The sequence below is a fragment of the Streptomyces sp. NPDC006134 genome, from assembly GCF_040628835.1.
GTDB lineage: Bacteria > Actinomycetota > Actinomycetes > Streptomycetales > Streptomycetaceae > Streptomyces.
The window spans coordinates 1-26,699 of sequence record NZ_JBEXTV010000031.1 but is presented as its reverse complement, the minus strand read 5'-3'; the positions used below and the strand labels follow the sequence as shown (position 1 = coordinate 26,699).

At 73.2% G+C, this 26,699-nt stretch carries 20 protein-coding genes; 8 read left to right on the top strand and 12 right to left on the bottom strand.

Features of this window, described 5'->3' with window-relative positions; all coding sequences use genetic code 11:
* Positions 1-28 precede the first annotated feature (28 nt).
* From ABZ340_RS21000 to ABZ340_RS20990, 3 genes are all read right to left on the bottom strand, one after another.
* Complete coding sequence (locus ABZ340_RS21000) at positions 29-1,486, bottom strand: S28 family serine protease (RefSeq protein ID WP_358783309.1); 1,458 nt, start codon at positions 1,484-1,486, stop codon at positions 29-31.
* Positions 1,487-1,595: 109 nt separating this feature from the next.
* Positions 1,596-1,979 carry a hypothetical protein gene (locus ABZ340_RS20995; protein ID WP_358783308.1) on the bottom strand — a complete coding sequence of 128 codons (384 nt, stop codon included), beginning with the start codon at positions 1,977-1,979 and terminating at the stop codon, positions 1,596-1,598.
* 116 nt (positions 1,980-2,095) lie between these two features.
* Positions 2,096-2,497, bottom strand: coding sequence for a helix-turn-helix domain-containing protein (locus ABZ340_RS20990; RefSeq protein WP_358783307.1), 402 nt, complete (start codon positions 2,495-2,497; stop codon positions 2,096-2,098).
* Between the two features lie 105 nt (positions 2,498-2,602).
* Between ABZ340_RS20990 and ABZ340_RS20985 the strand changes: the two genes are divergently transcribed.
* On the top strand, positions 2,603-3,463 hold the full coding sequence (locus ABZ340_RS20985; protein WP_358783306.1) for an alpha/beta fold hydrolase: 861 nt from the start codon (positions 2,603-2,605) through the stop codon (positions 3,461-3,463).
* A 245-nt stretch (positions 3,464-3,708) separates the two neighbouring features.
* On the opposite strand, the gene ABZ340_RS20980 is transcribed toward ABZ340_RS20985, so the two are convergent.
* Both ABZ340_RS20980 and ABZ340_RS20975 read right to left on the bottom strand, forming a co-directional pair.
* A complete protein-coding gene (locus ABZ340_RS20980; protein WP_358783305.1) occupies positions 3,709-7,518 on the bottom strand; it encodes an ABC transporter ATP-binding protein in 3,810 nt (1,269 codons plus the stop codon).
* A gap of 84 nt (positions 7,519-7,602) precedes the next feature.
* Positions 7,603-8,703, bottom strand: coding sequence for an esterase-like activity of phytase family protein (locus tag ABZ340_RS20975; protein WP_358783304.1), 1,101 nt, complete (start codon positions 8,701-8,703; stop codon positions 7,603-7,605).
* A gap of 311 nt (positions 8,704-9,014) precedes the next feature.
* Between ABZ340_RS20975 and ABZ340_RS20970 the strand changes: the two genes are divergently transcribed.
* Positions 9,015-9,647, top strand: coding sequence for a hypothetical protein (locus ABZ340_RS20970; protein WP_358783303.1), 633 nt, complete (start codon positions 9,015-9,017; stop codon positions 9,645-9,647).
* A 192-nt stretch (positions 9,648-9,839) separates the two neighbouring features.
* On the opposite strand, the gene ABZ340_RS20965 is transcribed toward ABZ340_RS20970, so the two are convergent.
* From ABZ340_RS20965 to ABZ340_RS20955, 3 genes are all read right to left on the bottom strand, one after another.
* Positions 9,840-11,525, bottom strand: a complete 1,686-nt coding sequence (locus tag ABZ340_RS20965) for a thiamine pyrophosphate-binding protein (protein ID WP_358783302.1) — start codon at positions 11,523-11,525, stop codon at positions 9,840-9,842.
* Positions 11,522-12,511: an agmatinase gene (speB, locus tag ABZ340_RS20960; protein WP_358783301.1), complete on the bottom strand. Its 990-nt coding sequence runs from the start codon at positions 12,509-12,511 to the stop codon at positions 11,522-11,524. The genes ABZ340_RS20965 and speB overlap by 4 nt, the downstream gene beginning before the upstream one ends.
* An 80-nt stretch (positions 12,512-12,591) precedes the next feature.
* Positions 12,592-14,061 (bottom strand): sodium:solute symporter, encoded by a 1,470-nt coding sequence (locus ABZ340_RS20955; RefSeq protein ID WP_358783300.1) that lies wholly within the window; start codon positions 14,059-14,061, stop codon positions 12,592-12,594.
* Between the two features lie 194 nt (positions 14,062-14,255).
* On the opposite strand from ABZ340_RS20955, the gene ABZ340_RS20950 reads away from it, so the two are divergent.
* Together ABZ340_RS20950 and ABZ340_RS20945 are read left to right on the top strand one after the other, a co-directional pair.
* On the top strand, positions 14,256-16,022 hold the full coding sequence (locus ABZ340_RS20950; protein ID WP_358783299.1) for a helix-turn-helix domain-containing protein: 1,767 nt from the start codon (positions 14,256-14,258) through the stop codon (positions 16,020-16,022).
* Positions 16,023-16,085: 63 nt separating this feature from the next.
* Positions 16,086-16,874: a phosphatase gene (locus ABZ340_RS20945; RefSeq protein WP_358783298.1), complete on the top strand. Its 789-nt coding sequence runs from the start codon at positions 16,086-16,088 to the stop codon at positions 16,872-16,874.
* A gap of 25 nt (positions 16,875-16,899) precedes the next feature.
* Here the strand turns inward: ABZ340_RS20945 and ABZ340_RS20940 are convergent, their stop codons facing one another.
* The 4 genes from ABZ340_RS20940 to ABZ340_RS20925 form a co-directional block, all read right to left on the bottom strand.
* Complete coding sequence (locus ABZ340_RS20940; RefSeq protein WP_358783297.1) at positions 16,900-17,871, bottom strand: cation diffusion facilitator family transporter; 972 nt, start codon at positions 17,869-17,871, stop codon at positions 16,900-16,902.
* A gap of 5 nt (positions 17,872-17,876) precedes the next feature.
* Positions 17,877-18,758 (bottom strand): acyl-CoA thioesterase II, encoded by an 882-nt coding sequence (locus tag ABZ340_RS20935; protein WP_358783296.1) that lies wholly within the window; start codon positions 18,756-18,758, stop codon positions 17,877-17,879.
* A 10-nt stretch (positions 18,759-18,768) separates the two neighbouring features.
* Positions 18,769-19,926 (bottom strand): acyl-CoA dehydrogenase family protein, encoded by a 1,158-nt coding sequence (locus ABZ340_RS20930; protein ID WP_358783295.1) that lies wholly within the window; start codon positions 19,924-19,926, stop codon positions 18,769-18,771.
* Between the two features lie 133 nt (positions 19,927-20,059).
* Positions 20,060-20,674 (bottom strand): TetR/AcrR family transcriptional regulator, encoded by a 615-nt coding sequence (locus ABZ340_RS20925; protein WP_358783294.1) that lies wholly within the window; start codon positions 20,672-20,674, stop codon positions 20,060-20,062.
* 98 nt (positions 20,675-20,772) lie between these two features.
* On the opposite strand from ABZ340_RS20925, the gene ABZ340_RS20920 reads away from it, so the two are divergent.
* Genes ABZ340_RS20920 through ABZ340_RS20905 form a run of 4 tightly spaced genes read left to right on the top strand, consistent with a single transcriptional unit; the run spans position 20,773 to position 26,583 of the window.
* The gene (locus tag ABZ340_RS20920; protein WP_358783293.1) at positions 20,773-22,389 is read left to right on the top strand and encodes a carboxyl transferase domain-containing protein; all 1,617 of its coding nucleotides are present in this window, start codon (positions 20,773-20,775) and stop codon (positions 22,387-22,389) included.
* Positions 22,390-22,405: 16 nt separating this feature from the next.
* On the top strand, positions 22,406-24,346 hold the full coding sequence (locus ABZ340_RS20915) for a biotin carboxylase N-terminal domain-containing protein (protein ID WP_358783292.1): 1,941 nt from the start codon (positions 22,406-22,408) through the stop codon (positions 24,344-24,346).
* On the top strand, positions 24,336-25,418 hold the full coding sequence (locus ABZ340_RS20910; RefSeq protein WP_358783291.1) for a hydroxymethylglutaryl-CoA lyase: 1,083 nt from the start codon (positions 24,336-24,338) through the stop codon (positions 25,416-25,418). The genes ABZ340_RS20915 and ABZ340_RS20910 overlap by 11 nt, the downstream gene beginning before the upstream one ends.
* A gap of 4 nt (positions 25,419-25,422) precedes the next feature.
* Positions 25,423-26,583, top strand: a complete 1,161-nt coding sequence (locus tag ABZ340_RS20905; RefSeq protein WP_358783290.1) for an acyl-CoA dehydrogenase family protein — start codon at positions 25,423-25,425, stop codon at positions 26,581-26,583.
* Positions 26,584-26,699: the final 116 nt, after the last annotated feature.

Genomic DNA, 26,699 nt, shown 5'->3' with positions numbered 1-26,699 from the left:
CTCCTAACGGCCGGGCACCGCCCGCGCGTTACGGACGCAGCGCCGGTTCGCGCTCCACGTCCCGCCGGTCGAGCCGGGCGTCGAACGCCGCGAGCGGCTTGGCCGCCGACGGGTTCTCCCGGACCGCCGGGGAGGCGACGCCCGCCCAGGCGAGGATGCGGGCCGTGGCGAACGCCTTCTGGTCGGGGACCAGACCGGCGACGTTGGCGCCGTGGTTCATGCCGGGGGCGGTGAAGACGTAGGAGTCACGCGCCCCGTGGCCGAGGCGGAACGGTTCGGCGCCCCACGGGTCGTTCTCGCCGTACACGAACAGCATGTGGCGGGCGTTGTGCTTCACCCAGGTGTCGACGTCGCGCATCGCCCACGGCTGGAACGTCATCGGGATCGAGCGGGGCACGAAGTTGCGCGGCGGCTGGTAGCCGTAGCGGATGTACTGCTTCTCGATGTGCGGGAAGCGGATCGTCGGGGCGCCGAGCTGCGTGCCCGCCTGGTAGTAGTACGGCGTGTAGGTGCTCAGGCCCTGGTCGGTGTAGGCGGAGAAGCCGGAGATGGTGTCGACGGAGGTCCAGATCTCCTCGTCGGTGGCGTTCTTCGCGTCCGCCGGGATGTCGTCGCACGCCTTCAGGGTGCTGTACTGCCAGAAGCCCCAGACGTAGTCCAGGACGACCGCCTCGTAGGCCCGGTCCAGGCTGCCGATGGTGTCGAAGGTGTAGCCGTGGTCGGCCGCGTACGCGGCGTACTTCTTCTCCAGCGGCTCGCGGCGCACCAGCGCCTCGCGCTGCACCGCGTTCAGCCGGTCGCGGCACTCCTTCGTGCCGACGGTGGCGAAGAAGCGGTCGTAGGCCGAGTCCTCCTTGTTCACCACGTCGTTGGGGGCGACGTAGGCGACGACGCCGTCCATGTCGCGCGGGTAGAACCGCTCGTAGTACGTGGCGGTCATGCCGCCCTTGGAACCGCCCGTGGAGATCCAGTTCTCGGGGTAGACCGGCTTGAGCGCCCGGAAGATGCGGTGCTGGTCGCTGGCGGCCTGCCAGATGTCCAGCTTGGACCAGTCGGCCGGGTCGGGGCGGGACGGGGTGAAGAAGCGGTACTCCATGGAGACCTGGTTGCCGTCGACGATCTGGGTCGGCTCGCGGCGGCTGGGCGTGGTGGAGACGTTGTAGCCGCCGGTGTAGAAGACCGTCGGGCGGCTGACGTCCTTGTGCAGCACGGTGATGCGCTGCTGGAACGTGCCCTGGGACGGGTGGCGGTGGTCGACCGGCTGGGTGTAGTCGAGGACGAAGAAGCGGTAGCCGGGGTACGGCTTCTCCTCGATCAGGCTCATGCCCGGGATGGCGAGCAGCCTGTCCTTGATGTCGGTGCCGGTACCGGTACCGGTACCGGTCGTGCCGGTGGCCTCCGGCTGGGCGGCGGTGGCCGCCTGGGCCGTACCGACGGTGCCTATGAGCACCGTCAGCGCCAGCAGCCATCTGAGCGCCTTGCGCATGCACCCTCCCCTGTGAGTCAGATGTGCGCCCGGAAGCTATCGGAGCAACGCGTGTGCGCACCAGGGGAGACGGGGAATCACCGGGAAATGCCGGGCGGGACCGGGTGGTTCAGCACAGGATCCAGCCCGAGGCGACCGAGCCGCCGCCCACCCTGCCCTCGACCCACACGCACCGCTGCCCGGCGTGCACGGTGACCGGACCGGCCCGGTAGGCGTACCGTCCCTCGTCGGTGACCGGCCGGCCGCCGCGCGCCCGCACGCTGACCGACATCCGCTGCTTCACCCCGGGCTTCCTGGGGACGGTGACGGCGCAGACGTAACCGCCGCGCTTGTGGACGAGGACGGAACCGGTGGCGAACTCCAGCGTGCGGACCTTGCGGCCGGGGCAGTCCGCGGCGGCCTGCGCGTCCTGCGGCGCCGCGAGGGTGAGCAGCCCGGAGGTGGTGAGCACGGCCATGCCGAGCGCCAGCCGGCGTATCGCACCTGTGGCCATGGACGCCCCTCCCGTCACGCCCTTTTCCGTACGGGTGTACGGACGCGGGGCATACGACGGATGGTTGCACGGCCGTCGCGGGCCCCGTCACCGGGATGTCCCTCACGGCACCGCCGTCACGGCGTCCCCGGCCCGCCGTCCGACGGGGCGTCCGCCGCGCGCCGGTTCCTCTCCTCGATCTCCGGCATGTGCCGCTCGGCCCACGCGCGCAGCGCGGCCAGGGGTTCCTCCAAGGAGAGGCCGAGGTCGGTGAGCCGGTAGTACACGGAAGGCGGTGTGGTGGCCTCCACGCGGCGGGCGACCAGGCCGTCCCGGGCCAGACTGCGCAGGGTGACGGAGAGCATCTTCTGCGAGACGCCCGGCATGCGGCGCCGCAGGTCGGCGAAGCGGACCTCGCCGGGCGCCTGTTCGGCGAGCACCTTCACCGCCATCGACGTCCACTTGGTGCCGACGCGGTCCAGGAGCTGCCGCGTCGGGCACCGGGGATCGAAGAGGTCACCGCGCCGTGCCGTGGTCACGCCCGACTCACCACCTGAGGGAGAAGTGCCGTCTTGGACCACCCAAGTTAGTTCCCTACGGTGGCCTTGTCACCATCAGTAACCAACTTTCACCTGGGGATACGCATGCCTGAGCTGCGCCGCGTGGCGGTCGACGGCGTCGAGTTGAACGTGGCGGTGGACGGCGCGGGACCGGCCGTCCTGCTGCTGCACGGCTTTCCGCACACCTGGGAGGTGTGGCGGGAGGTCATGGCGGGCCTGCGCGACCGGTACACGGTCATCGCGCCGGACCTGCGCGGTTTCGGGGCGAGCGGCCCGGCGGAGTCCGGCCACGACGCCGCGACCCTGGCCGGTGACGCCGCGGCCCTGCTCGCGGCCTGCGGGGTGTCCCGCGCCGCCGTGGTCGGCATCGACGCGGGCACACCCCCGGCGTTCCTGCTCGGCCTGCGCCGCCCGGACCTGGTGCGGCGGCTGGTCCTCATGGAGTCCCTGGCGGGCCGGCTGCCCGGCGCCGAGGACTTCCTCTCCGCCGGCCCTCCGTGGTGGTTCGGCTTCCACTCCGTGCCGGGCTTGGCGGAGACCGTCCTGGAGGGGAACGAGGCCCGCTACGTCGACTGGTTCCTCACCGCGGGCACCCTGGGCGAGGGCGTGCCGCCGCGGATACGGGACGCCTTCGTCCGCGCCTACACCGGCCGCGGGGCGCTGCGCCGCGCGTTCTCCTACTACCGGGCCCTGCCCGAGAGCGCGGCGCAGATCGAGCGGGCCGTGGCGGGCGGGCGGCTGGCGGTGCCGACGATGACCGTGGGCGCGCACCCGGTCGGCGCGGCACTGGAGAAGCAGCTCCGTCCCCTCGCGGACGACCTGACCGGGCGGCTCCTCGCCGACTGCGGCCACATCGTCCCGCTGCACCGCCCCCGGGCTCTCCTGGACCTGCTGCGGCCCTTCCTGGCCGGCGAGCCGGTGCCGCCGGGGGCCGCGCCCGCGTGACCGGCGCTCCGGCTGCCGTCCGCCTCCCCTCTGTCGCCCGGCGGCCCGGCCGGAACCGCCGGGGCCCATCCGGTGGAGGCGCGTCTCGCAGCCGACGGCGGTGATGAGAGGAGCAGGGCGAGGAGGGCGAGAGTGATCGGGTCCGCGGCGCGCGGCCGCAGCAAGGACGTCGGCCGGGCCCGCGAACACGCGGGGCCGCCCACACCGCTCACGCGGCGCCGGCCGCACCGCCCGCACGGGAACGGCTACGACACGCCGACCGTCTCCTCCGGCTCGTCCGCCCCGACGAAGGTGCGCCACAGCTGCGCGTACCGTCCGCCGCGCGCCAGCAGTTCCTCGTGGGTGCCGTCCTCCGCGACCCGCCCGTGGTCCATGACGACCACCCGGTCCGCACGGGCGGCCGTGGTCAGCCGGTGGGCGACGACGAGGGTGGTACGGCGGCCCGCGAGACGGTCGGTGGCCTGGTTGACCTGGGCTTCCGTCGCCAGGTCCAGCGCGGCGGTCGCCTCGTCCAGCAGGAGGATGTCGGGGTCGACGAGTTCCGCGCGGGCCAGCGCGATCAGCTGGCGCTGCCCGGCGGACAGGTTCCGGCCGCGTTCGGCGACCTCGTGGAGGTAGCCGCCCTCCAGGGTGGCGATCATCTCGTGGGCGCCGACCGCGCGGGCGGCGGCCTCCACCTCGGCGTCGGTGGCGTCCGGGCGGCCGTAGGCGATGGCGTCGCGGACCGTGCCCGGGAAGAGGTACGCCTCCTGCGGGACGACGCCCAGCCGGTGCCGGTAGGAGGTCAGGTCGAGGTCGCGCAGGTCGGTGCCGTCGACGGTGACGCGGCCCTCGGTCGGGTCGTAGAAGCGGGCGACCAGCTTCACCAGGGTGGACTTGCCGGCGCCGGTCTCGCCGACGAACGCGACCGTCTGCCCGGCCCGGATGCGCAGGTCGATGCCGCCGAGCGCCTCCTCCTCGCCGCCGTAGCGGAAGCGCACGCCCTCGAAGGCGATCTCGCCGCGCAGGGACTCCACCGGCCGGGGCTTGTCGGCGGCCTTGGTGGAGGCCGGCTCGCGCAGCAGTTCCTGGATGCGGCCGAGGGAGACGGTCGCCTGCTGGTAGCCGTCGAAGACCTGGGAGAGCTGCTGGACCGGCGCGAAGAACAGGTCGATGTAGAGCAGGTACGCCACCAGCGCGCCCGTCGTCAGCGTCCCGTCGTCGACCCGGGCGCCGCCCACGACCAGCACGGCCGCGGCGGCGGCCGACGACAGGAACTGCACGAAGGGGAAGTAGACGGAGATCAGCCACTGGCCCCGGATGCGGGCCCGGCGGTAGCTGTCGCTGCGCTCGGCGAAGCGCCGCCCGCCGTCCCGCTCGCGCCGGAACGCCTGCACGATCCTCAGCCCCGACACCGACTCCTGGAGGTCGGCGTTGACGGCGGACACCCGCTCGCGCGCCAGCTCGTACGCCTTCACGCTCGCCCGGCGGAAGAAGAACGTGCCGACGACCAGCGGCGGCAGCGTCGCGAAGACGACGAGGGCGAGCTGCACGTCGATGACGAGCAGGGCGACCATGATGCCGAAGAAGGTGACGACCGAGACGAACGCGGTGACCAGACCGGTCTGCAGGAACGTCGACAGGGCGTCGACGTCGGTGGTCATCCGGGTCATGATCCGCCCGGTCAGCTCCCGCTCGTAGTAGTCGAGCCCGAGGCGCTGGAGCTGCGCGAAGATCTTCAGCCGCAGCGTGTACAGGATCCGTTCACCGGTCCGCCCGGTCATCCGGATCTCGCCGCTCTGCGCCGCCCACTGCACGACCACGGCCAGCAGCGCCAGCAGCGACGCCGACCAGACCGCGCCGAGCGCGAGCCGTGTGACGCCCTCGTCGATGCCGTGCCGGATCATGACCGGCAGCAGCAGGCCCATCCCGGCGTCGACGGCGACCAGTCCCAGGCTGGCCAGCAGCGGCAGCCCGAAGCCGCGCAGCAGGCGGCGCAGCCCGTAGGACTCCTCCGGCCGGACGGCGTGCGCCTCGTCGACGTCCGGGGTGTCGGTCGCCGGGGGCAGCGCCTCGACCTGGGCGAGCAGCTCCGGAGTGGCGGGGCTGCCTGCCTTCGCCGCGTCCCGCGGCTCCCGCTCCCCCGCCCACAGCCGGGGCGTGATCCCGCGCTCGGCGTCGAACTCGGCGTCCAGTTCATCGCTCCCCCACTCTCGAATGGGCTCGAGCGGGGGGACCCCCATGGAGGTGTCCTCGTGCGGCGCGGCTGGCTGGGCGTGCCCCGGCGAGACGCCGCCGAGCTCGTCGGGGTCGGTGAGCAGGCGCCGGTACAGGGCGCACCGCTCCTGGAGCTCCTCGTGGGTGCCGATGTCGGCGAGGCGGCCGGCGTCGAGGACGGCGATGCGGTCGGCGAGGTTCAGGGTGGAGCGGCGGTGGGCGATCAGCAGCGTGGTGCGGTCCCGCATGACCTCCCGCAGCGCCTCGTGGATCTCGTGCTCGACGCGGGCGTCGACGGCGGAGGTGGCGTCGTCGAGGACCAGCAGCCGCGGGTCGGTGAGGAGGGCGCGGGCGAGCGCGATGCGCTGGCGCTGGCCGCCGGAGAGGGTCAGGCCGTGCTCGCCGACGGTGGTGTCGTAGCCGTCGGGCAGCTCGGCGATGAACCGGTCGGCCTGCGCGGCCCGCGCGGCGGCCCGGATCTGCTCGTCGGTGGCGTCGGGACGGCCGTAGGCGATGTTGTTGCGGACGGTGTCGGAGAAGAGGAAGGAGTCCTCGGGGACGAGGCCGATCGCGGCGCGCAGCGACTCCAGCGTCAGCTCGCGCACGTCGTGGCCGCCGACGAGGACGGCGCCGCGCGTGACGTCGTAGAAGCGCGGCAGGAGCAGGGAGACGGTGGACTTGCCGGAGCCGGAGGCGCCGACGACGGCGAGGGTCTCGCCGGGGCGGATCTCGAAGGAGAGGCCGTCGAGGACGGCGCTGCCCGCCCCGCTCTTCCCGGAGCCGTCCTGGGAGCCGCCCTCCGAGCCGTCCGCGGAGCCGCTCTCGTAGCCGAAGGACACGTCGTCGAACTCGACGGTGGCCGGGGCGTCGGCGGGCAGTTCCCTGGTGCCGTCCCGCATGACCGGCTCGGTGTCGATCAGCTCCAGGACGCGTTCGGTGCCCGCACGGGCCTGCTGGCCGACGGTGAGGACCATGGCGAGCATGCGGACCGGGCCGACGAGCTGGGCGAGGTAGGTGGAGAAGGCGACGAACGTGCCGAGCGTGATGTGCCCGCGCACCGCCAGCCAGCCGCCGAGCGCCAGCATCGCCACCTGTCCGAGGGCCGGTACGGCCTGGAGGGCGGGGGTGTACCGGGCGTTGAGCCGGATGGTCCGCAGCCGCCCGGCGAACAGCCGCCGCCCGGCCTCCCGCAGCTTCCCGGTCTCCTGCTCCTCCTGCCCGAAGCCCTTCACCACCCGTACGCCGCCGACGGCGCCGTCGACCACGCCGGCGACGGCGGCGGCCTGGGCCTGGGCGTACCAGGTGGCGGGGTGCAGCCGGGTGCGGCTGCACTTGGCGATCCACCACAGCGCAGGCGCGACGGCGAGGGCGACCAGGGTGAGCGGCAGCGACAGCCACGCCATGATCACCAGGGAGATCAGGAAGAGCAGGACGTTCCCGATGGTCATGGGGAGCATGAACAGCAGGCTCTGGATGAGCTGGAGGTCGCTGGTGGCCCGCCCCACGACCTGCCCGGTGGACAGTTCGTCCTGCCGCCGCCCGTCGAGCCGCATGATCGTCGCGTACATCGAGGTCCGCAGGTCGTGCTGGACGTCGAGGGCGAGCCGGCCGCCGTAGTAGCGGCGGATGTAGGTGAGGACGTAGACGACCACCGCCGCACCGATGAGGAGACCCGCCCAGACGGCCATGGACCGGCTGTGCTCGCCGATCACGTCGTCGATGATCACCTTGGTGATCAGCGGGACCAGCGCCATGACCGCCATGCCGGCGAGGGAGGAGCCGAGGGCGAGGACGACGTCCTTCGGATACCGCCACGCGTATCCGGCCAGTCGTCGCGCCCAGCCCTGCTGCGTTGTCACGCGGGTGCCCTCCGTTCGTCCTGATCTACCGGAAGGCACCAACGCGACCGGAAGGGGATTTCATCCCTCCGCAACAATCCGGGGTCAGACCCGCACCCGGAGGTCGTAGAACCGGGTGGTCTGGGTGCCGCTCTGGTTGTCGTCACTGACCAGCACCACGTCCAGGCGGCCCTTGGTCCGGCCGGTGACCGCCATGCCCTCGATGTTGTCGAGCAGCGGGTTGGGCTGGGGCTGCTTGGCGGTGGCGCCGAGGGAGGGGCAGGCGGCGAGGTCGGCGAGGAGGGTCTTGCGGACCGTCCGCACGCCGCCTTGCCCGGTGAGCCGCTCGATGCCGCGGACGTCGGTGGCGCGGCGCGGGTCGGCGAGGTAGAGGCGGACGGTGTTGCCGACGCCGGCGGTGAAGCCGCGCTCCAGGACGAGGAGGCGGCCGTCGGGGGTCGCGGTGATCTCGGGGACGCCGAGGCCGGGGTCGACGGGGTAGGCGTACTGGGCGGCGAGCCGGAAGGGCCCGCCGGGCCCGCCCCCGGTCCGCTGCCAGGTCTGGAACCGGACGAGCGCGGGGTCGTCCCCGGACAGGGCGTACTCCATGGACGCGATCAGGGTCCGGCCGCCGGGCAGCAGGGTCAGCCCCTCGAAGGTCCCGTTGGACCGGGCGCGGCCGGCCGGGGCGACGCGGAGGGCGTCCGGTACGGGGAGCCTGCCGAGGATCCTCCCGTCGCGGGAGTAACGGCGTACGGACGGCTCGGTCTCGGAGGAGACGAGGTACGTGCCGCCGGACGTCCTCTCGCCCGAGCGAGGCCGGGCATGGGGGAGGTCGGCGACCAGGCCCTCGGCGTCGAGAGCGGCGCCGTTCTCGTCCACGAGCGGCAGCACGCCCCGGGGCTCGAGGGTCCGCGCGTCCAGGCGGATCAGGGAGGAACGGTCGGAGAGGGCGGCGAGGGAGCCGGTGGGGGTGCCCCCGTTCGAGCGGAGCCGGGAGTGGGGGAGGCCGGGGGCGAGGGCGGAGAGGTTGCCGACGTAGGTGTCCTCGTAGGTGGTCTTGTCGAGGGCGTCCGAGAAGCCGGTGATCGACACGGACGGGGAACAGGCATGTCCGCCCTGGGCGTTCGCGGGCCCGGCGGCGGTCAGGCAGGTGGCCGTCGCGAGGGTGGCGGTGGCGGTGACGAGAAGGGTTCTCCAGCGCATGGGTGTCACCGTAGGGCGGCTCGGTGACACGGGGGAGACCGCAGAGTTGCGCCCCCGCCGCCGTCTCTCTCCGCCCTCCCCGGAAGGCGTCCCCGCCGAAGGGGCAGCGCCCCTTGGCGGCGGGCCGGCGGCGAGGGCTCGGGAGGGCGGCCGCTCTTCGCTCATCGCCGTTCGTTCATCGCCGTCCAGGACCGGCACACTCATCCGAAAGCGTGAGCACCCCAGTCCCCGGCGTCCTCGCGTCGCTCATCTGAGTGCCCACTCGGCATTCACCTGCCCAGTGCTCACAGGTTTTCAGCACAGTAGCCGCCATGAGCTCGCGATTCGCCTACGACTGCAACCCCTACAGCACAGGGCACGTGATCAGCACCGTACGCCACCTCATGCGCACCGGTGGCCTGAACGTGTCCTTGAGCTCCATCGCCCGCAGCTGCGGAACCACACGCAACTTCCTCTACTCCAACTGGAAGTCCGCATCGGCACTGCACCTGCGGGCGCTGACGACGGAGCTGGCACAGGCCTTCGACACGGCACACCGCGCCTGCCCCAGCGACGGCACCGTCCCCGGCATCACCAGGCACCTGACGGAGGTCGTGCGCGTGATCCGTCGCCACCCCACCACGGCCGCCGTCGCGCGGTCCTCCCCCACGGCGTTCTCGGCCGCGCACACGGCGACCGAGGGGCCGCTGATGCGGGTCGCGACGGAGCGCGTCAGCGATCTGCTGCACCCCCTCTGCCCGCGCGGTGGCATCTGGGGCGACCCCGAACTGGGAGCCAGGCCCTGGCGGATCGTGTGGATCGCCCGCCCCGCCGCCCTCTGCCCCGAAGCCGCCGGCGACCGGCTCCGGGAGGACACGCTGGACAACGCCTTCACCGAACTGCTCCGTGACCTGCTCGCTCCCTGGGCCTCCGGGCGCGGGTCCGACGGGACGGATCCGCAGTGAAGCCGACAGCGGACTCGGCCGTGGAACCGGCAGTGGAACCGGCCGTTCCCCTGAAGGCCGGCCCGGGCGGTCACCTCGGCAAGAACAGAATCAGGGCAAGGTCGAGGGCAGGGCGGGGCAGGCTGTCTTCCGTCGGCCTCTTCCACCAGGGGGACGGTACGGCGCTCTGTCCGCGGGAGCTCACGGGAACCGTCACGTCAGATGCGTCGGCGCGAACATCCGCAGCACCGCCGGGAGGACGACCACCGACGGACCCGGCGTCGCCAGTGCCCGCGCCAGGTCGGCCTCCAGGGTCTCGGGGGCCGTGCGGACGCCGGTGACCCCGAAGGACTCCGCGAGGGCCACGTAGTCCGGGCGGGTCAGTTCCGTCGCCGTGGCCTGCCCGAAGGCGTCGGTCATGTACTCGCGCAGGATGCCGTAGCCGCCGTCGTCGACGATGAGCCAGGTGACGTTCAGTCCGTACTGGCGGGCCGTCGCCAGCTCGGCGATGGAGTACAGGGCCCCGCCGTCGCCGGAGACCGCCAGGACCGGGCGGGTCGGGTCGGCCGCCGCCGCGCCGAGGGCGGCCGGGAAGCCGTAGCCGAGGCCGCCGGCGCCCTGGGCCGAGTGCATGGTGTTGGGGAACTTGGCGTCGAAGGCGGACCAGGCCCAGTAGGCGAGGATCGTCATGTCCCAGAAGGACGGCGCGTCGGCCGGGAGGGCGTTGCGGACCGCGGCGAGCACCCGCTGTTCCAGGGTGAGGTCCTGGGCGGCGATGCGGGCGCGGACCCGGGCCAGCAGATCCCGTACGCGCTCCGGGGCCGTCGGGTCCTGCCGCTCCTCCACCGTCTCCAGCAGGGCCTGGAGGGCGAGGCGGGCGTCGGCGTGGATGCCGAGGGCGGGGTGGTTGGACTCCAGTTTGCCGAGGTCGGCCTCGATCTGGACGACCCGGCCCCGGGGCTTGAACGTGTGGTAGTTGGAGGAGAGTTCGCCGAGGCCGGAGCCGACCACGAGCAGGACGTCCGCGTCCTCCAGGAAGTCGGTGGTGTGGCGGTCCTCCAGCCAGGACTGCAGCGACAGCGGGTGTTCCCAGGGGAACGCGCCCTTGCCGCCGAAGGTCGTCACCACGGGGGCCTGGAGGCGTTCCGCGAGCTGCCGCAGCTTGCCCGAGGCGTCCGCGCGGACCACTCCCCCGCCCGCGATGATCGCCGGGCGGGCCGCCTTCGACAGCAGGTCGGCGGCGACCGCCGTCAGTTCGGGGCGCGGGACCAGCTCGTCGGGGGTCGCGTCCATGGCCGTCACCACCGGCAGCGCGGCGGGCGCGAGGAGGACGTCCTGGGGGATCTCCACCCACACCGGGCCGTGCGGGGCGGTCAGGGCCGATTTCCAGGCCGCGGCGAGGGCGGAGGGGATCTGGGACTGGGTGCGGACGGTGTGGACGGACTTCACCACGCCGCGGAAGGAGGCCGCCTGGTCGGGAAGTTCGTGCAGGTAGCCGTGGCGGCCTCCGCCGAGTCCGGCGGTGGGGACCTGGCTGGCGACGGCCAGGACGGGGGCGGAGGCCGCCGCCGCTTCCTGGAGCGCGGCCAGGGAGGTCAGCGCGCCGGGGCCGGTCGACAGCAGCAGCGGGGCCGCCTCGCCGGTGATCCGGCCGTAGGCGTCGGCGGCGAAGCCCGCGTTGTTCTCCACGCGCAGGCCGATGTAGCGCAGGTCCGAGCGGCGCAGGGCGTCGAACATGCCGAGGGCGTGCTGGCCGGGCAGGCCGAAGACGGTGGTCGCGCCGAGCCCGGCCAGGGTCTCCACGACCAGGTCTCCGCCGTTGCGGCCGGGGGGAGGGTTCAGCGCGGCCTCCGTCTGGGCGGGCGACGGACGGAGTACCAGGTCGTGGTCGTGGGTCACTTGCCCTCGTTCTCCTTGCCGGCTTCGCGGGCCGCCGCGATCTGGCGGGACATGATCGTCGTGAGTTCGTACGCCGTGTGGGAGGCCGCCACCGACGTGATCTCCGCGTGGTCGTAGGCGGGGGCCACCTCGACGACGTCCGCCGACACCAGGTTGCAGGAGGCCAGGCCGCGCAGGATCTCCAGCAGTTCGCGGGAGGTCATGCCGCCCGCCTCGGGGGTGCCGGTGCCGGGCGCGTGGGCCGGGTCCAGGCAGTCGATGTCGATGGAGATGTACAGCGGGCGGTCGCCGATGCGCTGGCGGAGCTGGTCGGCGACCTCGTCGGCGCCGCGGCGGTAGACGTCCGCGGAGGTGACGATGCCGAAGCCCATCTTCTCGTCGTCGGTCAGGTCCTGCTTGCCGTACAGCGGGCCGCGGGTGCCGACGTGGGAGAGCGCCTCGGTGTCGAGGATGCCCTCTTCCACGGCCCGGCGGAACGGGGTGCCGTGGGTGTACTCGGCACCGAAGTACGTGTCCCAGGTGTCCAGGTGGGCGTCGAAGTGGAGCAGGGCGACCGGGCCGTGCTTCTTGGCGACCGAGCGCAGGAGCGGGAGGGCGATGGTGTGGTCGCCGCCCAGGGTCATCAGGCGGGCGCCGGTGCCGAGCAGGTCGTCGGCGGCGGCCTCGACCGTCTCGACGGCCTCGTTGATGTTGAACGGGTTGACGGCGATGTCACCGCCGTCCGCGACCTGCGCGAGGGCGAAGGGGGAGGCGTCCTGCGCCGGGTTGTAGGGGCGCAGCAGGCGGGACGCCTCACGGATGGCGTTGCCGCCGAAGCGGGCGCCCGGCCGGTAGGAGACGCCCGAGTCGAACGGCACGCCCACCACGGCGACGTCGGCGCGGCCGACCTCGTCCAGGCGGGGCAGCCGGGCGAAGGTCGCGGGGCCGGCGTACCGCGGGACGCGGGAGGAGTCGACGGGGCCGCGGGGCGTCTCGTTGCTGCTCATGAACTGCCTTCCTTCGTACGCTTTGTCGCGTATGTACTGCTTGTGCACTACTTGTGATGGTCCGACTTCATGGTCCGACTCTACTGGTGAGCCGGGGCCGGTTCGGGTACGGCCTCGGGGGCTCGTCCGGCGATCCGCTCCCGCCAGGCGGCGAGGACGGTCTCGTCGGTCGGCTTCGTCGCCAGGGAGACGGCGACGTAGACGGCGAGGGAGGCCGGCAGGCCGTAGTAGACGGGCTCGTTGGCGAGGATGCCGTAGCCGGCCATCAGGCCGATCACGGCGAGGCCGCCGGCCGCGACGGCGGCGAGCGCGCCCTGCGCGGTGCCGCGCTTCCACAGCAGGCCGCCGAGGATGGGGACGAGGAGGCCGCCGACGAGCAGGTTGTAGGCGACGGTGAGGGCCTCGACGACGTCGTTGAGCACGATGGCGGCGCAGATCACCGCCACGCCCATGAGGAGGATGAAGACACGGTTGCCCTTGACCTCGTCGTGCGCCTCCGCCTCCCCCGGCGACGCCTTGACGGCGCCGCGCAGGCGGGACCAGATGTCGTTGTTGGCGACGGTGGCGCAGGCGATGAGGGCGCCGGAGGAGGTCGACATGACGGCGGCCAGGGCGGCGGCCAGCACCAGGCCGCGCACACCCATGGGGAGTTCGTCCTTGACGATGGTGGCGAAGGCGTCGTCGGGGCTGCCCAGCTTGGGGTAGAGCACCTTGGCGGCGGTGCCGATGACCGCGCCGGCGACGGCGTAGGCGAGGCAGTAGGTGCCGGCGACGGTGCCGCCCCACTTGGCGGTGCGGTCGTTGCGGGCGGTGAAGACGCGCTGCCAGATGTCCTGGCCGATGAGCATGCCGAAGGTGTAGATCAGCACGTAGGTGAAGATCGTCTCGCCGCCGACGCCCAGCGGGTCGAAGTAGGAGGTCGGCAGCTTGGCCTTCATCTCGCCGAAACCGCCCGCCTTGACGACGGCGACGGGCAGCAGCAGGAGCAGCACGCCGATGGTCTTCACCACGAACTGCACCATGTCGGTGAGGGTGATGGACCACATGCCGCCGAGCGTGGAGTAGGCGACGACGATCGAGCCGCCGAGGACGATCGCGAGCGTGCGGTTCACGTCGAACAGGACGTCGAAGATCGTGGCGTAGGCGATGGTCGAGGTGACCGCCAGCATCAGCGTGTACGCCCACATCACGACACCCGAGATGACGCCGGCCCTGCCGCCGTATCGCAGGTCGAGCATCTCGGAGACGGTGTAGACCTTCAGCCGGGCGATGCGGGCGGAGAAGAAGACGGACAGGGCGAGGATGCCGAGGCCGATGGTGACGACCATCCAGGCGCCGGACAGGCCGTACTGGTAGCCGAGGCCGACGCCGCCGATGGTGGACGCGCCGCCGAGGACGATCGCCGCCATGGTGCCGGAGTACATCGCGGGCCCCAGGCGCCGCCCGGCGACCAGGAACTCGCTCTTGGACTTGGCGCGGCGCATGCCCCACCAGCCCATGGCCAGCATGCCGGCCAGATAGACGACGATCACGATGTAGTCGACGGCCATGTGGGGCCCTCCTTCGCGCACTCTCGGTGGCGTGTCGTGCTGGTGACTGATGGGAGTCGGTTGTCCGGTGGCGCGTCGCGGGGACATCCGCCCGTACCCGCGGCTGCCGGTCTGGATTGACCCTAGGTGGCCGAAAAGCGACTGCGAAGTGTACGTTTCCTCCATTCGCGGCGCCGGTGATGGAGGAAACGTCCATGACGTTCATGACGTCCGTGGGGCAGGAGCCGGCGGTTCCGCCCACGCCCCCTGTTCCTCTCGCGGCCCTGCTGTCCCGCGAGGACCTCGCCCTGCGCCAGATCGCCGGTCCCGCCGGGCCGGAGGTGACCATCCGCTGGGCGCAGACGTCGGAGATGTCCGACCCCTATCCGTACCTCCTGGGCGGGGAGCTGCTGCTGACCGCGGGCGTCCACATCCCCGAGGAGGCGGTGTCCGGCGCGCACACCGGCTACTTCGAGGACTACGTCTCCCGGATCGTGGCGGCGGGCGGCGCGGCGCTCGGCTTCGGTGTGGCGCCCGTGCACGACACCGTGCCGCCCGCGCTGGTGGCGGCCTGCGAGGCGTACGCGCTGCCGCTGGTGGAGGTGGCGCCGCGGACGACGTTCTCGGCGGTGGCCCGCGCGGTGTGGCAGCTGATGGCGCAGGCCCGGCTGGCCGAACTGCGCCGCGTCTCGGAGGCCCAGCAGAGCCTGGCCGCCGCGGCCTCCCGGCCCGACCCGGTGCCGTCGGTGCTGCGCCGGCTCGCCGCCCGCCTCGGCGGCTGGGCCGCGCTGTACGGCCCCGACGGCGCCGAGATCGCGGCGGCGGGCCGTGAGCCGGACGCCGGGGCGCGCCGGGCCCTGGCCGAGCTGGCCCGGGTCGTCACCCGCGGCTCCTCCACCACCGCCAGCGACACCGCCTGCGGCACCCGTCTGTCCGCGTACGCCCTCGGTGCCGGGCGGGGCTTCGTGCTCGGCGCCGCCGCACCGCACCGGGAGCCGGGCGACCACGCCATCGCCTCGGTCGCCGCCGTGCTGCTCTCCCTCCTCACCGGCGAGCACCAGAGCGGCACGGGGGCGGCCCGGTCCTCGGCGCTGGTCCGGCTGCTGCTGGGCGCCACCCCCGAGGAGGTCGCGCCGCTGCTCGGGCAGGGGTCCGGGGCCCGGAGTGCGGGCGGCCGGTGGTTCGTCGTGCACGCGCACCCCGACCGGGGCGCCCCCGATCCGGTGGCCGCCTCCGCGCTGGGCGCCGCGCTGGGCTCACCGCTGGTCGACCCGGACCGGGACGTCGTACGCGTCCTCGTCCCGGCCGACCGCGACGCCCCCACCGGCGGGGACACCCCCACCAACCGGGGCATCCCCACCAACCGGGGCATCCCTGCCGGCCAGGACATCCCGGCCGGCCGGGACATCCCCGCCGGCCGGGAAGTGCCCACCCGCCGCGGTATTCCCGCCGGCCACGAAGCCGTCTCCGACCGCACAACTGCCTCCGGCCACGAAGCCGTCTCCGGCCGCGGCGTCCCCATCGGCCAGGAAGGCGCCTCCGGCCGGGGACCCGCGTTCCCGGCCCCCCAGCCCGGCTGGACCCTGGGGGTCAGCGCCCCGGCCGCCCCGCCCGACTGGCCGGCCGCCGATGCCCAGGCGGCCCGCGCGCTGGCCCGCGCCCGCGCCACCCGCGTGCCGCTGGTCCGCCACGGCGCCCGGCCCGCCTTCGCCGACCTGGTCCCCGCGCAGGAGGCCGAGGCGCACGCCCGTGCGCTGCTCGCCCCCGTCGCGGCGAACCCCGCCCTCACCGAGACCCTGCGCACCTGGCTGTCCCTGCACGGCAGCTGGGACCGCACGGCCGTCGCCCTGTCCGTGCACCGCAACACCGTCCGGCAGCGCATCGCCCGCTGCGCGGCCCTGCTGGGCGCCGACCTGGACGACGCGGACGTACGGATGGAGCTGTGGTTCGCGCTGCGGCGGGAGTGGCCCCGGCGGGCGTGAGGCGCGTCCCAGCGGGTGACACACCCGCAGACCGGCACCGGCGGCTGCCCCACAATGGGAGCCATGCCGATACCCGGGACACCCAGCCGTGCCGAACTCGTCGACCACCTCGTGAGGACCCGTATCGCGGGCGAGGTCGCCACCCCCCGCGAGAACAACCTCTCCCACTACCGCAAACTGGCCAACGGCGACCGGGGCTTCTGGCTCGGTCTGGAGCTCGGCGACCGCTGGACGGACGAGCAGGACGTCCTCGCGGTGATGGCCGAACGCGTCGGCGTCGTCGACGACCCCGAGCACCGGTACGGGCAGGACACCATCGACCCCGAGCTGACCGTCGCCGCGCTGGAGCGCATGGCCGGACGGCTGCGCAAGGCCGCCGACAGCGGGCAGCGCGTGCTGTTCGCGACCGGCCACCCCGGCGGGCTGCTCGACGTGCACCGCGCCACGGCCGCCGCGCTGCGGGCCGCCGGCTGCGAGATCGTCGTCATCCCCGAGGGGCTGGTGACGGACGAGGGGTACGTCATGCAGTTCGCGGACGTGGCGGTGCTGGAGCACGGGGCCACGCTGTGGCACACCCACTCCGGCGAGCCGATGAAGGCGATCCTGACCGGCCTGGAGCGCGAGGGCCGCCCGCTGCCCGACCTGGTCGTCGCCGACCACGGCTGGGCCGGGTACGCCGGACAGCACGGCGTGGACTCCGTCGGGTACGCCGACTGCAACGACCCGGCCCTCTTCCTCGCCGAGGCCGAGGGCACCCTCCAGGTGACGGTGCCGCTCGACGACCACGTGGTCAGCCCGCGGTACTACGACCCGATGACGGCGTACCTGCTGGCGGAGGCGGGGCTGGCGTAACCGGCGAGGACACGGGCGGGGGGTGTCAGCGCCGCGGAACCGGCGTCGGGTCCAGGTAGACCCGGCGCACCACCGGGAACGCCTCCCGCAGCCGCCGCTCGGCCTGCTCGCAGGCCCCCTCGACCTGGGCCGCCGTGGACAGGTCCCGGAAGTCGACCTTGGCGGCGACCAGTGCCTCGCGCGGCCCCTGCACCAGGGTCGTCAGCTCCACGACGGCCTCGATGTGCTCCACCGCCAGCAGCTCCGCCCGGATCCGCTCCCGCACGCGCGCGGGCAGCGGACGCCCGATGAGGAACTCGGCGTTGGACCGCCCCAGCACCCAGGCGACGTACAGCAGCAGCGCGCCGATGCACAGGGAGGCGGCACCGTCCCACACCCCCGATCCGGTGAGCTGCCCGCCGAGCAGGCCGCCCGCGGCGAGCACCAGCCCGGCCAGCGCGGCGGAGTCCTCCAGGACGACGGCCTTGACGGCGGTGTCGGGCGTGCGGCGCAGATAGCGCCCGAAGGACACCCGGAAGCGGGCCGCCTCGCCGCGCGCCTGCTTCAGGCCGGTGCGCAGGGAGTAGCTCTCCAGCAGGAAGGCGACCGCGAGGACGACGTACGACACCAGCGGGTCGCCGATCTCCTCGCCCTCGACCAGGGTGTGGATGCCGTCGTAGAGGGAGAAGACGGCGCCGCCGACGAAGGTGGCGACGGCGGCGAGCAGCGCCCAGATGTAGCGTTCGGGGCCGTGGCCGAGGGGGTGGTCCTCGTCGGCGGGTTTCGCGCTGCGTTTGAGGGAGGCCAGCAGCAGCACCTCGGTGACGGTGTCGGCGACCGAGTGCGCGGCCTCCGACAGCATCGCGCTGGACCCGCTGATCACGCCGGCGACCGCCTTGGCCAGGGCGATGCCCAGATTGGCGAGGGCGGCGACGATCACCGTGAAGGTGCTCTCGCCGCCGCCGGTGTCCTCCTGGACCGTTTTCCGGACCGCTTTCGCCGTTCCCGCTCGTGCCATGTCTCTCAGTGTTCCCGCGGGACGCGCACCAAGCCTTCCTGGATCACCGAGATGGCGAGCCGTCCGTCCTGGGTGTAGATGCGTGCCTGGCCCAGGCCCCGCCCGCCGGACGCCGACGGGGACTGCTGGTCGTACAGCAGCCACTCGTCGGCGCGGAAGGGGCGGTGGAACCACATGGCGTGGTCCAGCGAGGCCCCGACGACGTCGCCGACGGCCCAGCCGCCCCGGCCGTGCGCGAGCAGCACCGAGTCCAGCAGGGTCATGTCGGAGACGTAGGTGGCGAGGACGACGTGCAGGAGGGGCCGGTCGATCTCGCCCTCCAGCTTGCCGTCGGTGCGGAACCACACCTGCGAGTGCGGTTCGCGCGGCTCGCCGAACCGGCCGAACGGGGGGTCGTCGACGTAGCGCAGGTCCACCGCGGCCCGCGCCTCGACGAACCGCTCCACGACCTCGGCGGGCAGGTGCGGGTAGCCGCGCAGCCGTTCCTCGCCGGTGGGCAGGGTCGCCGGGTCGGGGGCGGGCGGCATCGGGGCCTGGTGGTCCAGGCCCTCCTCGTACGTCTGGAAGGACGCCGACAGGCCGAAGATCGGCTTGCCGTGCTGGACGGCGACGACGCGGCGGGTGGTGAAGGAGCGGCCGTCGCGGAGGCGGTCGACCTCGTAGACGATCGGGGCGTCCGGGTCGCCGGGGCGCAGGAAGTAGGCGTGCAGGGAGTGGGCGTGCCGGTCGGCGGGGACCGTGCGCCCGGCGGCGACCAGGGCCTGGGCGGCGACCTGCCCGCCGAAGACGCGCGGGACGACGGCGGACCGGGACCGGCCGCGGAAGATGTCCTGCTCGATCCGCTCCAGGTCGAGCAGATCGAGCAGGGACCGGAGTGCCTCGCTCATGTCCGGTGGCTTACAGGCCCATGTCCTTCGCGATGATCATCTTCATGACCTCGCTGGTGCCGCCGTAGATGCGGTTCACACGGTTGTCCGCGTACAGACGGGCGATCGGGTACTCGTTCATGTAGCCGTAGCCGCCGTGGAGCTGGAGGCAGCGGTCGATGACGCGGTGGGCGACCTCGGTGCAGAACAGCTTGGCGCTGGCGGCCTCGGCGGGGGTCAGCTCGCCGGCGTCGAGCGCTTCGAGTGCGCGGTCGGCGACCGCCTCGGCGGCGTCCACCTCGGCCTGGCAGGCGGCCAGCTCGAACTTGGTGTTCTGGAAGGCGGCGACGGGCTTGCCGAACACCGTGCGGTCCTGGACGTACTGCTTGGCGAACCGGACGGCGGCCTTGGCCTGCGCGTAGGCGCCGTAGGCGATGCCCCAGCGCTCGGAGGGCAGGTTCTGGCCGAGGTAGTAGAAGCCCTTGTTCTCCTCGCCGAGCAGGTCCTCGGCGGGGACCTTGACGTCGACGAAGGCCAGCTCGGCGGTGTCGGAGGTGCGCAGGCCGAGCTTGTCGAGCTTGCGGCCGACGGAGTAGCCCTCGGACTTGGTGTCGACGGCGAACAGGGAGATGCCGTAGCGGCGGTCCTCGGCGGTGGGCGGGGCGGTGCGGGCGCAGACGATGACCTTGTCGGCGTGGACGCCGCCGGTGATGAAGGTCTTGGCGCCGTTGAGGACGTAGTGCGTGCCGTCCTCGCTGAGCTTGGCGGTGGACTTCATGCCCGCGAGGTCGGAGCCGGTGCCCGGCTCGGTCATCGCGATGGCCCACATCTCCTCGCCGGAGACGAACTTCGGGAGGTAGCGCTTCTTCTGCTCGTCGGTGGCGAGCATCTTGATGTACGGCAGGGCGAGCAGGACGTGCACGCCGGAGCCGCCGAAGGAGACGCCCGCGCGGGCGGTCTCCTCGTACTGGATCGCCTCGAACTTGTGCGTCTCCAGCCCGGCGCCGCCGTACTCCTCGGGGACGTTGATGCCGAACAGGCCCAGTTCGGCGAGCTTGTAGTAGAACTCGCGCGGCGCCTGGCCGGCCTGGAACCACTCGTCGTAGACGGGCACGACCTCGGCCTCGATGAAGGCGCGCAGGGTCTCCCGGAACGCCTCGTGATCCTCGTTGAACACCGTACGGCGCACGCCGCCACCTCCACCGGTACGTCTGTCTAAGCGCTTGCTCAGACCTCACCGTACCGGCGAGTACGGACAAGCGTCCAGAGAGGTGACGCCGTAACCCTCGTCACGCCGGACCGGTGACCGCCCGCCGCCCCCCTCACTCCGCCCCGGTCGCCGCCCCGGCCCCCGCCGCCGCGAACGCCCCCCGCGCCATCCGGTGCAGCAGCTCCGCCGTCGCGCCCCGGCCGGGGAGGGAGCCGCGGCGACCGAGGTGGGGGGTGGAGTTCAGCAGGCCGAAGACCGAGTGGACCGCGGAGCGGGCGGCCGGTTCGGTGAGGGCCGGGTACGCCTCGCGGACCACCTCCACCCACAGCTCGACGTACTGCCGCTGGAGCTGGCGCACCAGCTTGCGGTCGCTGTCCCGGAGGCGGTCCAGCTCGCGGTCGTGCAGGGTGATGAGCGGGCGGTCGTCGAGCGCGAAGTCGATGTGCCCCTCGACGAGCGAGTCGAGGACCGCCTCGGGGGCCGCCCCGCCGGCCTCCGCCAGGCGCCGCTTCGCACCCGTCAGGAGCTGATCGCTGATGCCGACCAGCAGTTCGGCGAGCATCGCGTCCTTGCCGGCGAAGTGCCGGTACAGGCCGGGGCCGCTGATGCCCACCGCCGCGCCTATCTCATCCACGCCGACGCCGTGGAAGCCGCGCTCGGCGAACAGGCGGGCGGCTTCCTTGAGGATCTGCTCGCGGCGGGTGGGGGCGTCGGTTCTGGTGGCCATGGGGACGATTCTAGACAGCGCGGTTAGCGGTCGTTAACCTGAGGGGACATGCGTTAACGGTCATTAACTGGTGGACCACTGGGTGAGGGGACCGCACGATGCACGAGGCACCGGAGCTGACGAGCGCGGCCGATCCCGCCTCGGAGGCGTTCCGCGCCAACGAGGAGGCGCACCGCGCCCTCGTGGAGGAGCTGCGCGCGAAGCTCGCCGCGGCCCGGCTGGGCGGTGGCGAGAAGGCGCGGGCCCGGCACACCGCCCGCGGCAAGCTGCTGCCGCGCGACCGCGTGGACACGCTCCTGGACCCGGGCTCGCCCTTCCTGGAGCTGGCGCCGCTCGCGGCCGACGGGATGTACGACGGGCAGGCCCCGGCCGCCGGGGTCGTCGCCGGGATCGGCCGGGTGAGCGGCCGGGAGTGCGTGATCGTCGCCAACGACGCCACCGTCAAGGGCGGGACGTACTACCCGATGACGGTGAAGAAGCACCTGCGCGCGCAGGAGGTGGCCCTGGAGAACCGCCTGCCCTGCGTCTACCTGGTCGACTCCGGCGGCGCCTTCCTGCCGATGCAGGACGAGGTCTTCCCCGACCGGGACCACTTCGGGCGGATCTTCTACAACCAGGCCCGGATGTCGGCCGCGGGCATCCCGCAGATCGCCGCGGTGATGGGCTCGTGCACGGCCGGCGGGGCGTACGTGCCCGCGATGAGCGACGAGGCCGTGATCGTCCGGAACCAGGGGACGATCTTCCTGGGCGGGCCGCCGCTGGTGAAGGCGGCCACCGGCGAGGTCGTCACCGCCGAGGAGCTCGGCGGCGGCGAGGTCCACGCGCGGGTGTCGGGCGTGACCGACCATCTGGCGGAGGACGACGCGCACGCCCTGCGGATCGTGCGGACCATCGTCTCCACGCTCCCCGCGCGCGGGCCGCTGCCCTGGGAGGTGACGGAGGCGGCCGAGCCGAAGGTGGACCCGTACGGGCTGTACGGCGCCGTGCCCGTCGACCCCCGCACCCCCTACGACGTCCGCGAGGTCATCGCACGCGTGACCGACGGTTCGCGCTTCGCGGAGTTCAAGTCCGAGTTCGGGCAGACGCTGGTCACCGGCTTCGCCCGGATCCACGGCCACCCGGTCGGGATCGTCGCCAACAACGGCATCCTGTTCGCCGAGTCCGCCCAGAAGGGCGCCCACTTCGTCGAGCTGTGCGACCAGCGCGGGATCCCGCTGGTGTTCCTGCAGAACATCTCCGGGTTCATGGTGGGCCGGGACTACGAGGCCGGGGGCATCGCCAAGCACGGCGCCAAGATGGTCACGGCCGTGGCGTGCACGCGCGTGCCGAAGCTGACGGTGGTGGTCGGCGGGTCGTACGGCGCGGGCAACTACTCCATGTGCGGGCGGGCGTACTCCCCCCGCTTCCTGTGGATGTGGCCGAACGCCAAGATCTCCGTCATGGGCGGCGAGCAGGCCGCCTCGGTCCTCGCGACGGTCAAGCGGGATCAGCTGGAGGCGCGCGGGGAGTCCTGGCCCGTGGAAGAGGAGGAAGCCTTCAAGGCGCCGATCCGCGCGCAGTACGAGCGCCAGGGGAACGCCTACTACGCCACCGCGCGCCTGTGGGACGACGGCGTGATCGACCCGCTGGAGACCCGGCAGGTGCTGGGACTGGCCCTGACCGCGTGTGCCAACGCCCCGCTGGGTGAACCCCGGTTCGGCGTCTTCCGGATGTGACAGGGGGATGGGACTGATGTTTGACACCGTGCTCGTGGCCAACCGGGGCGAGATCGCCGTACGCGTCGTCCGCACGCTGCGGTCGATGGGCGTGCGCTCGGTCGCCGTCTTCTCCGACGCGGACGCCGGTGCCCGGCACGTCCGCGAGGCCGACACGGCGGTGCGGATCGGGCCGGCGCCCGCCGCCGAGAGCTATCTGTCGGCGGAGCGGCTGCTGGAGGCGGCGGCCCGCACCGGCGCCCAGGCCGTCCACCCCGGCTACGGCTTCCTCGCCGAGAACGCGGACTTCGCGCGCGCCTGCGAGGCGGCGGGGCTGGTCTTCGTCGGGCCCCCGGCGGACGCGATCGCCCTCATGGGCGACAAGATCCGCGCCAAGGAGACGGTGGCGGCGGCCGGGGTGCCCGTGGTTCCCGGCGGGCGCGACCCCGACCTGGCCGGCGCGGCCCGCGCGCTGGGGGCGCCCGTGCTGCTCAAGCCGAGCGCGGGCGGCGGCGGCAAGGGCATGCGCCTGGTGCGGGACCTGGAGCGGCTGGAGGAGGAGATCGCGGCGGCCCGCCGCGAGGCCCGCTCCTCCTTCGGCGACGACACGCTGCTGGTGGAGCGGTGGATCGACCGGCCCCGGCACATCGAGATCCAGGTCCTGGCCGACGGCCACGGCAACGTGGTCCACCTGGGCGAGCGGGAGTGCTCCCTCCAGCGCCGCCACCAGAAGATCGTCGAGGAGGCTCCGTCCGTCCTGCTGGACGAGGCGACGCGGGCCGCGATGGGCGAGGCGGCGGTCCAGGCGGCCCGTTCCTGCGGCTACCGGGGTGCGGGCACGGTGGAGTTCATCGTGCCGGGCGGCGACCCCTCCCAGTACTACTTCATGGAGATGAACACCCGCCTCCAGGTGGAGCACCCGGTCACCGAGCTGGTCACGGGGCTGGACCTGGTGGAGTGGCAGCTGCGGGTGGCCGCGGGCGAGCCGCTGGGCTTCGGGCAGGACGCCATCGCGCTCACCGGCCACGCGGTCGAGGCCCGCCTGTACGCCGAGACCGTGTCCGTCACAGAGGGCTCGCGCGGCTTCCTGCCGTCCGGCGGCACGGTGCTCAGGCTGCGCGAACCGCAGGGGGACGGGGTGCGGACCGACTCGGGGCTCGCCGAGGGCACGGAGGTCGGCAGCCGGTACGACCCGATGCTGTCCAAGGTGATCGCGTACGGCCCGGACCGTCCGACGGCCCTGCGCAGGCTGCGGGCGGCGCTGGCGGAGACGGTGGTCCTGGGGGTGCCGACCAACGCCGGGTTCCTGCGGCGGCTGCTCGCCCACCCGGCGGTCGTCGCCGGCGACCTGGACACCGGACTGGTGGAGCGGGAGCTGGACGGGCTGGTCCCCGCCGGTGTGCCGGAGGAGGTGTACGAGGCGGCGGCGGCCGTCCGGCTGGACGCGCTGCGCCCGCGCGCGGGCGGCTGGACGGACCCCTTCTCGGTGCCGAGCGGCTGGCGGCTGGGCGGTGAGCCCAGGCCCGTCACCGTCCACCTGCGCGCGGCCGGCGCCGGCCCCGTGGCCCACACCCCGCGCGGCACCCACACCGTCACCGACGAGGAGGTGTCGGTGGTCCTGGACGGCGTCCGGCACACCTTCCACCGCGCCGGCGACTGGCTGGGCCGCGACGGCGACGCCTGGCAGGTCCGCGACCACGACCCGGTCGCCGCCTCCCTCACCCGCGCCGCGCACGCGGGCGCCGACTCGCTGACCGCGCCCATGCCGGGGACGGTCACGGTGGTGAAGGTGGCCGTCGGCGACGAGGTGGCCGCGGGGCAGAGCCTGCTGGTGGTGGAGGCGATGAAGATGGAGCACGTCGTCTGCGCCCCGCACGCCGGCACGGTCACCGAACTCGACGTCACCCCCGGCACCACGGTCGCCATGGACCAGGTCCTGGCGGTCATCGCACCCCGGGAGGCGGACCATGACGGCTGACCGTCCCTCCCTGGCCGCACCGGCGGTGGATCTCCCCATGGCCGTACCGGCGGCGGGCCTGCCCGCCCGCGTCCGCATCCACGAGGTCGGCGCCCGCGACGGCCTGCAGAACGAGCAGGCGACCGTGCCGACCGAGGTGAAGGCGGAGTTCGTCCGCCGCCTCGCCGGTGCCGGGCTGACCACGATCGAGGCGACCAGCTTCGTCCACCCGAAGTGGGTGCCCCAGCTGGCCGACGCCGAGCGGCTCTACCCCCTCGTCGCCGGTCTCCCGGTCGACCTGCCGGTCCTCGTCCCCAACGAGCGCGGGCTGGAGCGGGCCCTCGCCCTCGGCGCCCGCCGGATCGCCGTCTTCGCCAGCGCCACGGAGTCCTTCGCCCGGGCCAACCTGAACCGCACGGTGGACGAGGCGCTCGCCATGTTCGAGCCGGTGGTGGCGCGGGCGAAGGAGGCGGACGTCCATGTCCGCGGCTATCTGTCGATGTGCTTCGGCGACCCCTGGGAAGGCCCGGTCCCCGTCGCCCGGGTCGTCCGGGTCTGCCGGGCCCTGGCCGGCATGGGCTGCGACGAGCTGAGCCTCGGCGACACCATCGGCGTGGCGACACCGGGCCATGTCACCGCCCTGCTCGACGCCCTGACGGCCGAGGGCATCGGCGTGGAGGTGCTGGGCGTGCACTTCCACGACACCTACGGACAGGCGCTCGCCAACACCCTCGCCGCCCTCCAGCGCGGTGTCACGACCGTCGACGCCTCCGCCGGCGGCCTCGGCGGCTGCCCCTACGCCAAGTCCGCCACCGGCAACCTCGCCACCGAGGACCTGGTGTGGATGCTGCGGGGCCTCGGCATCGACACCGGCGTCGACCTCGGCCGTCTCGTCGCCACCAGCGTGTGGATGGCCCGGTGGCTGGGCCGCCCCAGCCCCTCCCGCACCGTACGGGCCCTCGCCTCCGCCGTCTCCCCCCGCACGGATCCCGCCGACGCCGCGGACCCCGCCGACGCCGCGGACCTCACCGACGCCGCCGGACCCGGCGGCACGGCCACCCCGGCCGCCCCCGTCTCCCACAAGGAGCAGTGACACGATGGACCACAGGCTCTCCCCCGAACTGGAGGAACTCCGCCGGACGGTGGAGGAGTTCGCGCACGAGGTCGTGGCGCCGAAGATCGGCGACTTCTACGAGCGGCACGAGTTCCCGTACGAGATCGTGAGGGAGATGGGCCGCATGGGCCTGTTCGGCCTGCCGTTCCCGGAGGAGTACGGCGGCATGGGCGGCGACTACCTCGCCCTCGGCGTCGCGCTGGAGGAGCTGGCCCGGGTCGACTCGTCGGTGGCCATCACCCTGGAGGCGGGCGTCTCGCTGGGCGCCATGCCGATCCACCTGTTCGGCACCGAGGAGCAGAAGCGCACCTGGCTGCCCCGGCTGTGCTCCGGCGAGATGCTCGGCGCGTTCGGCCTGACCGAGCCGGACGGCGGCTCGGACGCGGGCGCGACCCGGACCACGGCCCGGCTGGACGAGACGACGGGCGAGTGGGTGATCAACGGCACCAAGTGCTTCATCACCAACTCCGGCACGGACATCACGGGCCTGGTGACGGTCACGGCGGTCACCGGCCGCACACCGGACGGCGGGCCGCGCATCTCGGCGATCGTCGTCCCGTCGGGGACACCGGGGTTCACGGTGGCGCCGCCGTACTCGAAGGTCGGCTGGAACGCCTCCGACACCCGTGAACTGTCCTTCGACGACGTCCGGGTGCCCGCCGCGAACCTGCTCGGCGAGGAGGGCCGCGGCTACGCCCAGTTCCTGCGCATCCTCGACGAGGGCCGCATCGCCATCGCCGCGCTGGCCACGGGCCTGGCGCAGGGCTGCGTCGACGAGTCCGTGAAGTACGCGAAGGAACGTCACGCCTTCGGCCGCCCGATCGGGGCGAACCAGGCGATCCAGTTCAAGATCGCCGATATGGAGATGAAGGCGCACACGGCCCGGCTGGCCTGGCGCGACGCGGCCTCCCGGCTGGTGGCGGGCGAGCCGTTCAAGAAGGAGGCGGCGCTCGCCAAGCTGTACTCCTCCACGGTCGCCGTGGACAACGCCCGCGACGCCACCCAGATCCACGGGGGGTACGGATTCATGAACGAGTATCCGGTCGCCCGCATGTGGCGCGACGCGAAGATCCTGGAGATCGGTGAGGGCACGAGCGAGGTCCAGCGCATGCTGATCGCACGGGAGTTGGGCCTCGCCGGCTGACCCCTCCGGCCGCAGCCGCCGTGCCGGTGCCCGCCTCGGCGGAGCCCCGGGGCCCCCGCAGCCCCTAGCGAACCTCCCAAGCGGACCGGCAAAAGCGACATCTCCGGCTGGTTGGG

Coding starts and splice junctions, on each gene's coding strand:
- ABZ340_RS21000 (WP_358783309.1), bottom strand. CDS start 1,486: ATGCGCAAGGCGCTCAGATGGCTGCTGGCGCTGACGGTGCTCATAGGC.
- ABZ340_RS20995 (WP_358783308.1), bottom strand. CDS start 1,979: ATGGCCACAGGTGCGATACGCCGGCTGGCGCTCGGCATGGCCGTGCTC.
- ABZ340_RS20985 (WP_358783306.1), top strand. CDS start 2,603: ATGCCTGAGCTGCGCCGCGTGGCGGTCGACGGCGTCGAGTTGAACGTG.
- ABZ340_RS20975 (WP_358783304.1), bottom strand. CDS start 8,703: ATGCGCTGGAGAACCCTTCTCGTCACCGCCACCGCCACCCTCGCGACG.
- ABZ340_RS20970 (WP_358783303.1), top strand. CDS start 9,015: ATGAGCTCGCGATTCGCCTACGACTGCAACCCCTACAGCACAGGGCAC.
- speB (WP_358783301.1), bottom strand. CDS start 12,511: ATGAGCAGCAACGAGACGCCCCGCGGCCCCGTCGACTCCTCCCGCGTC.
- ABZ340_RS20955 (WP_358783300.1), bottom strand. CDS start 14,061: ATGGCCGTCGACTACATCGTGATCGTCGTCTATCTGGCCGGCATGCTG.
- ABZ340_RS20950 (WP_358783299.1), top strand. CDS start 14,256: ATGACGTTCATGACGTCCGTGGGGCAGGAGCCGGCGGTTCCGCCCACG.
- ABZ340_RS20945 (WP_358783298.1), top strand. CDS start 16,086: ATGCCGATACCCGGGACACCCAGCCGTGCCGAACTCGTCGACCACCTC.
- ABZ340_RS20940 (WP_358783297.1), bottom strand. CDS start 17,871: ATGGCACGAGCGGGAACGGCGAAAGCGGTCCGGAAAACGGTCCAGGAG.
- ABZ340_RS20935 (WP_358783296.1), bottom strand. CDS start 18,758: ATGAGCGAGGCACTCCGGTCCCTGCTCGATCTGCTCGACCTGGAGCGG.
- ABZ340_RS20925 (WP_358783294.1), bottom strand. CDS start 20,674: ATGGCCACCAGAACCGACGCCCCCACCCGCCGCGAGCAGATCCTCAAG.
- ABZ340_RS20920 (WP_358783293.1), top strand. CDS start 20,773: ATGCACGAGGCACCGGAGCTGACGAGCGCGGCCGATCCCGCCTCGGAG.
- ABZ340_RS20915 (WP_358783292.1), top strand. CDS start 22,406: ATGTTTGACACCGTGCTCGTGGCCAACCGGGGCGAGATCGCCGTACGC.
- ABZ340_RS20910 (WP_358783291.1), top strand. CDS start 24,336: ATGACGGCTGACCGTCCCTCCCTGGCCGCACCGGCGGTGGATCTCCCC.
- ABZ340_RS20905 (WP_358783290.1), top strand. CDS start 25,423: ATGGACCACAGGCTCTCCCCCGAACTGGAGGAACTCCGCCGGACGGTG.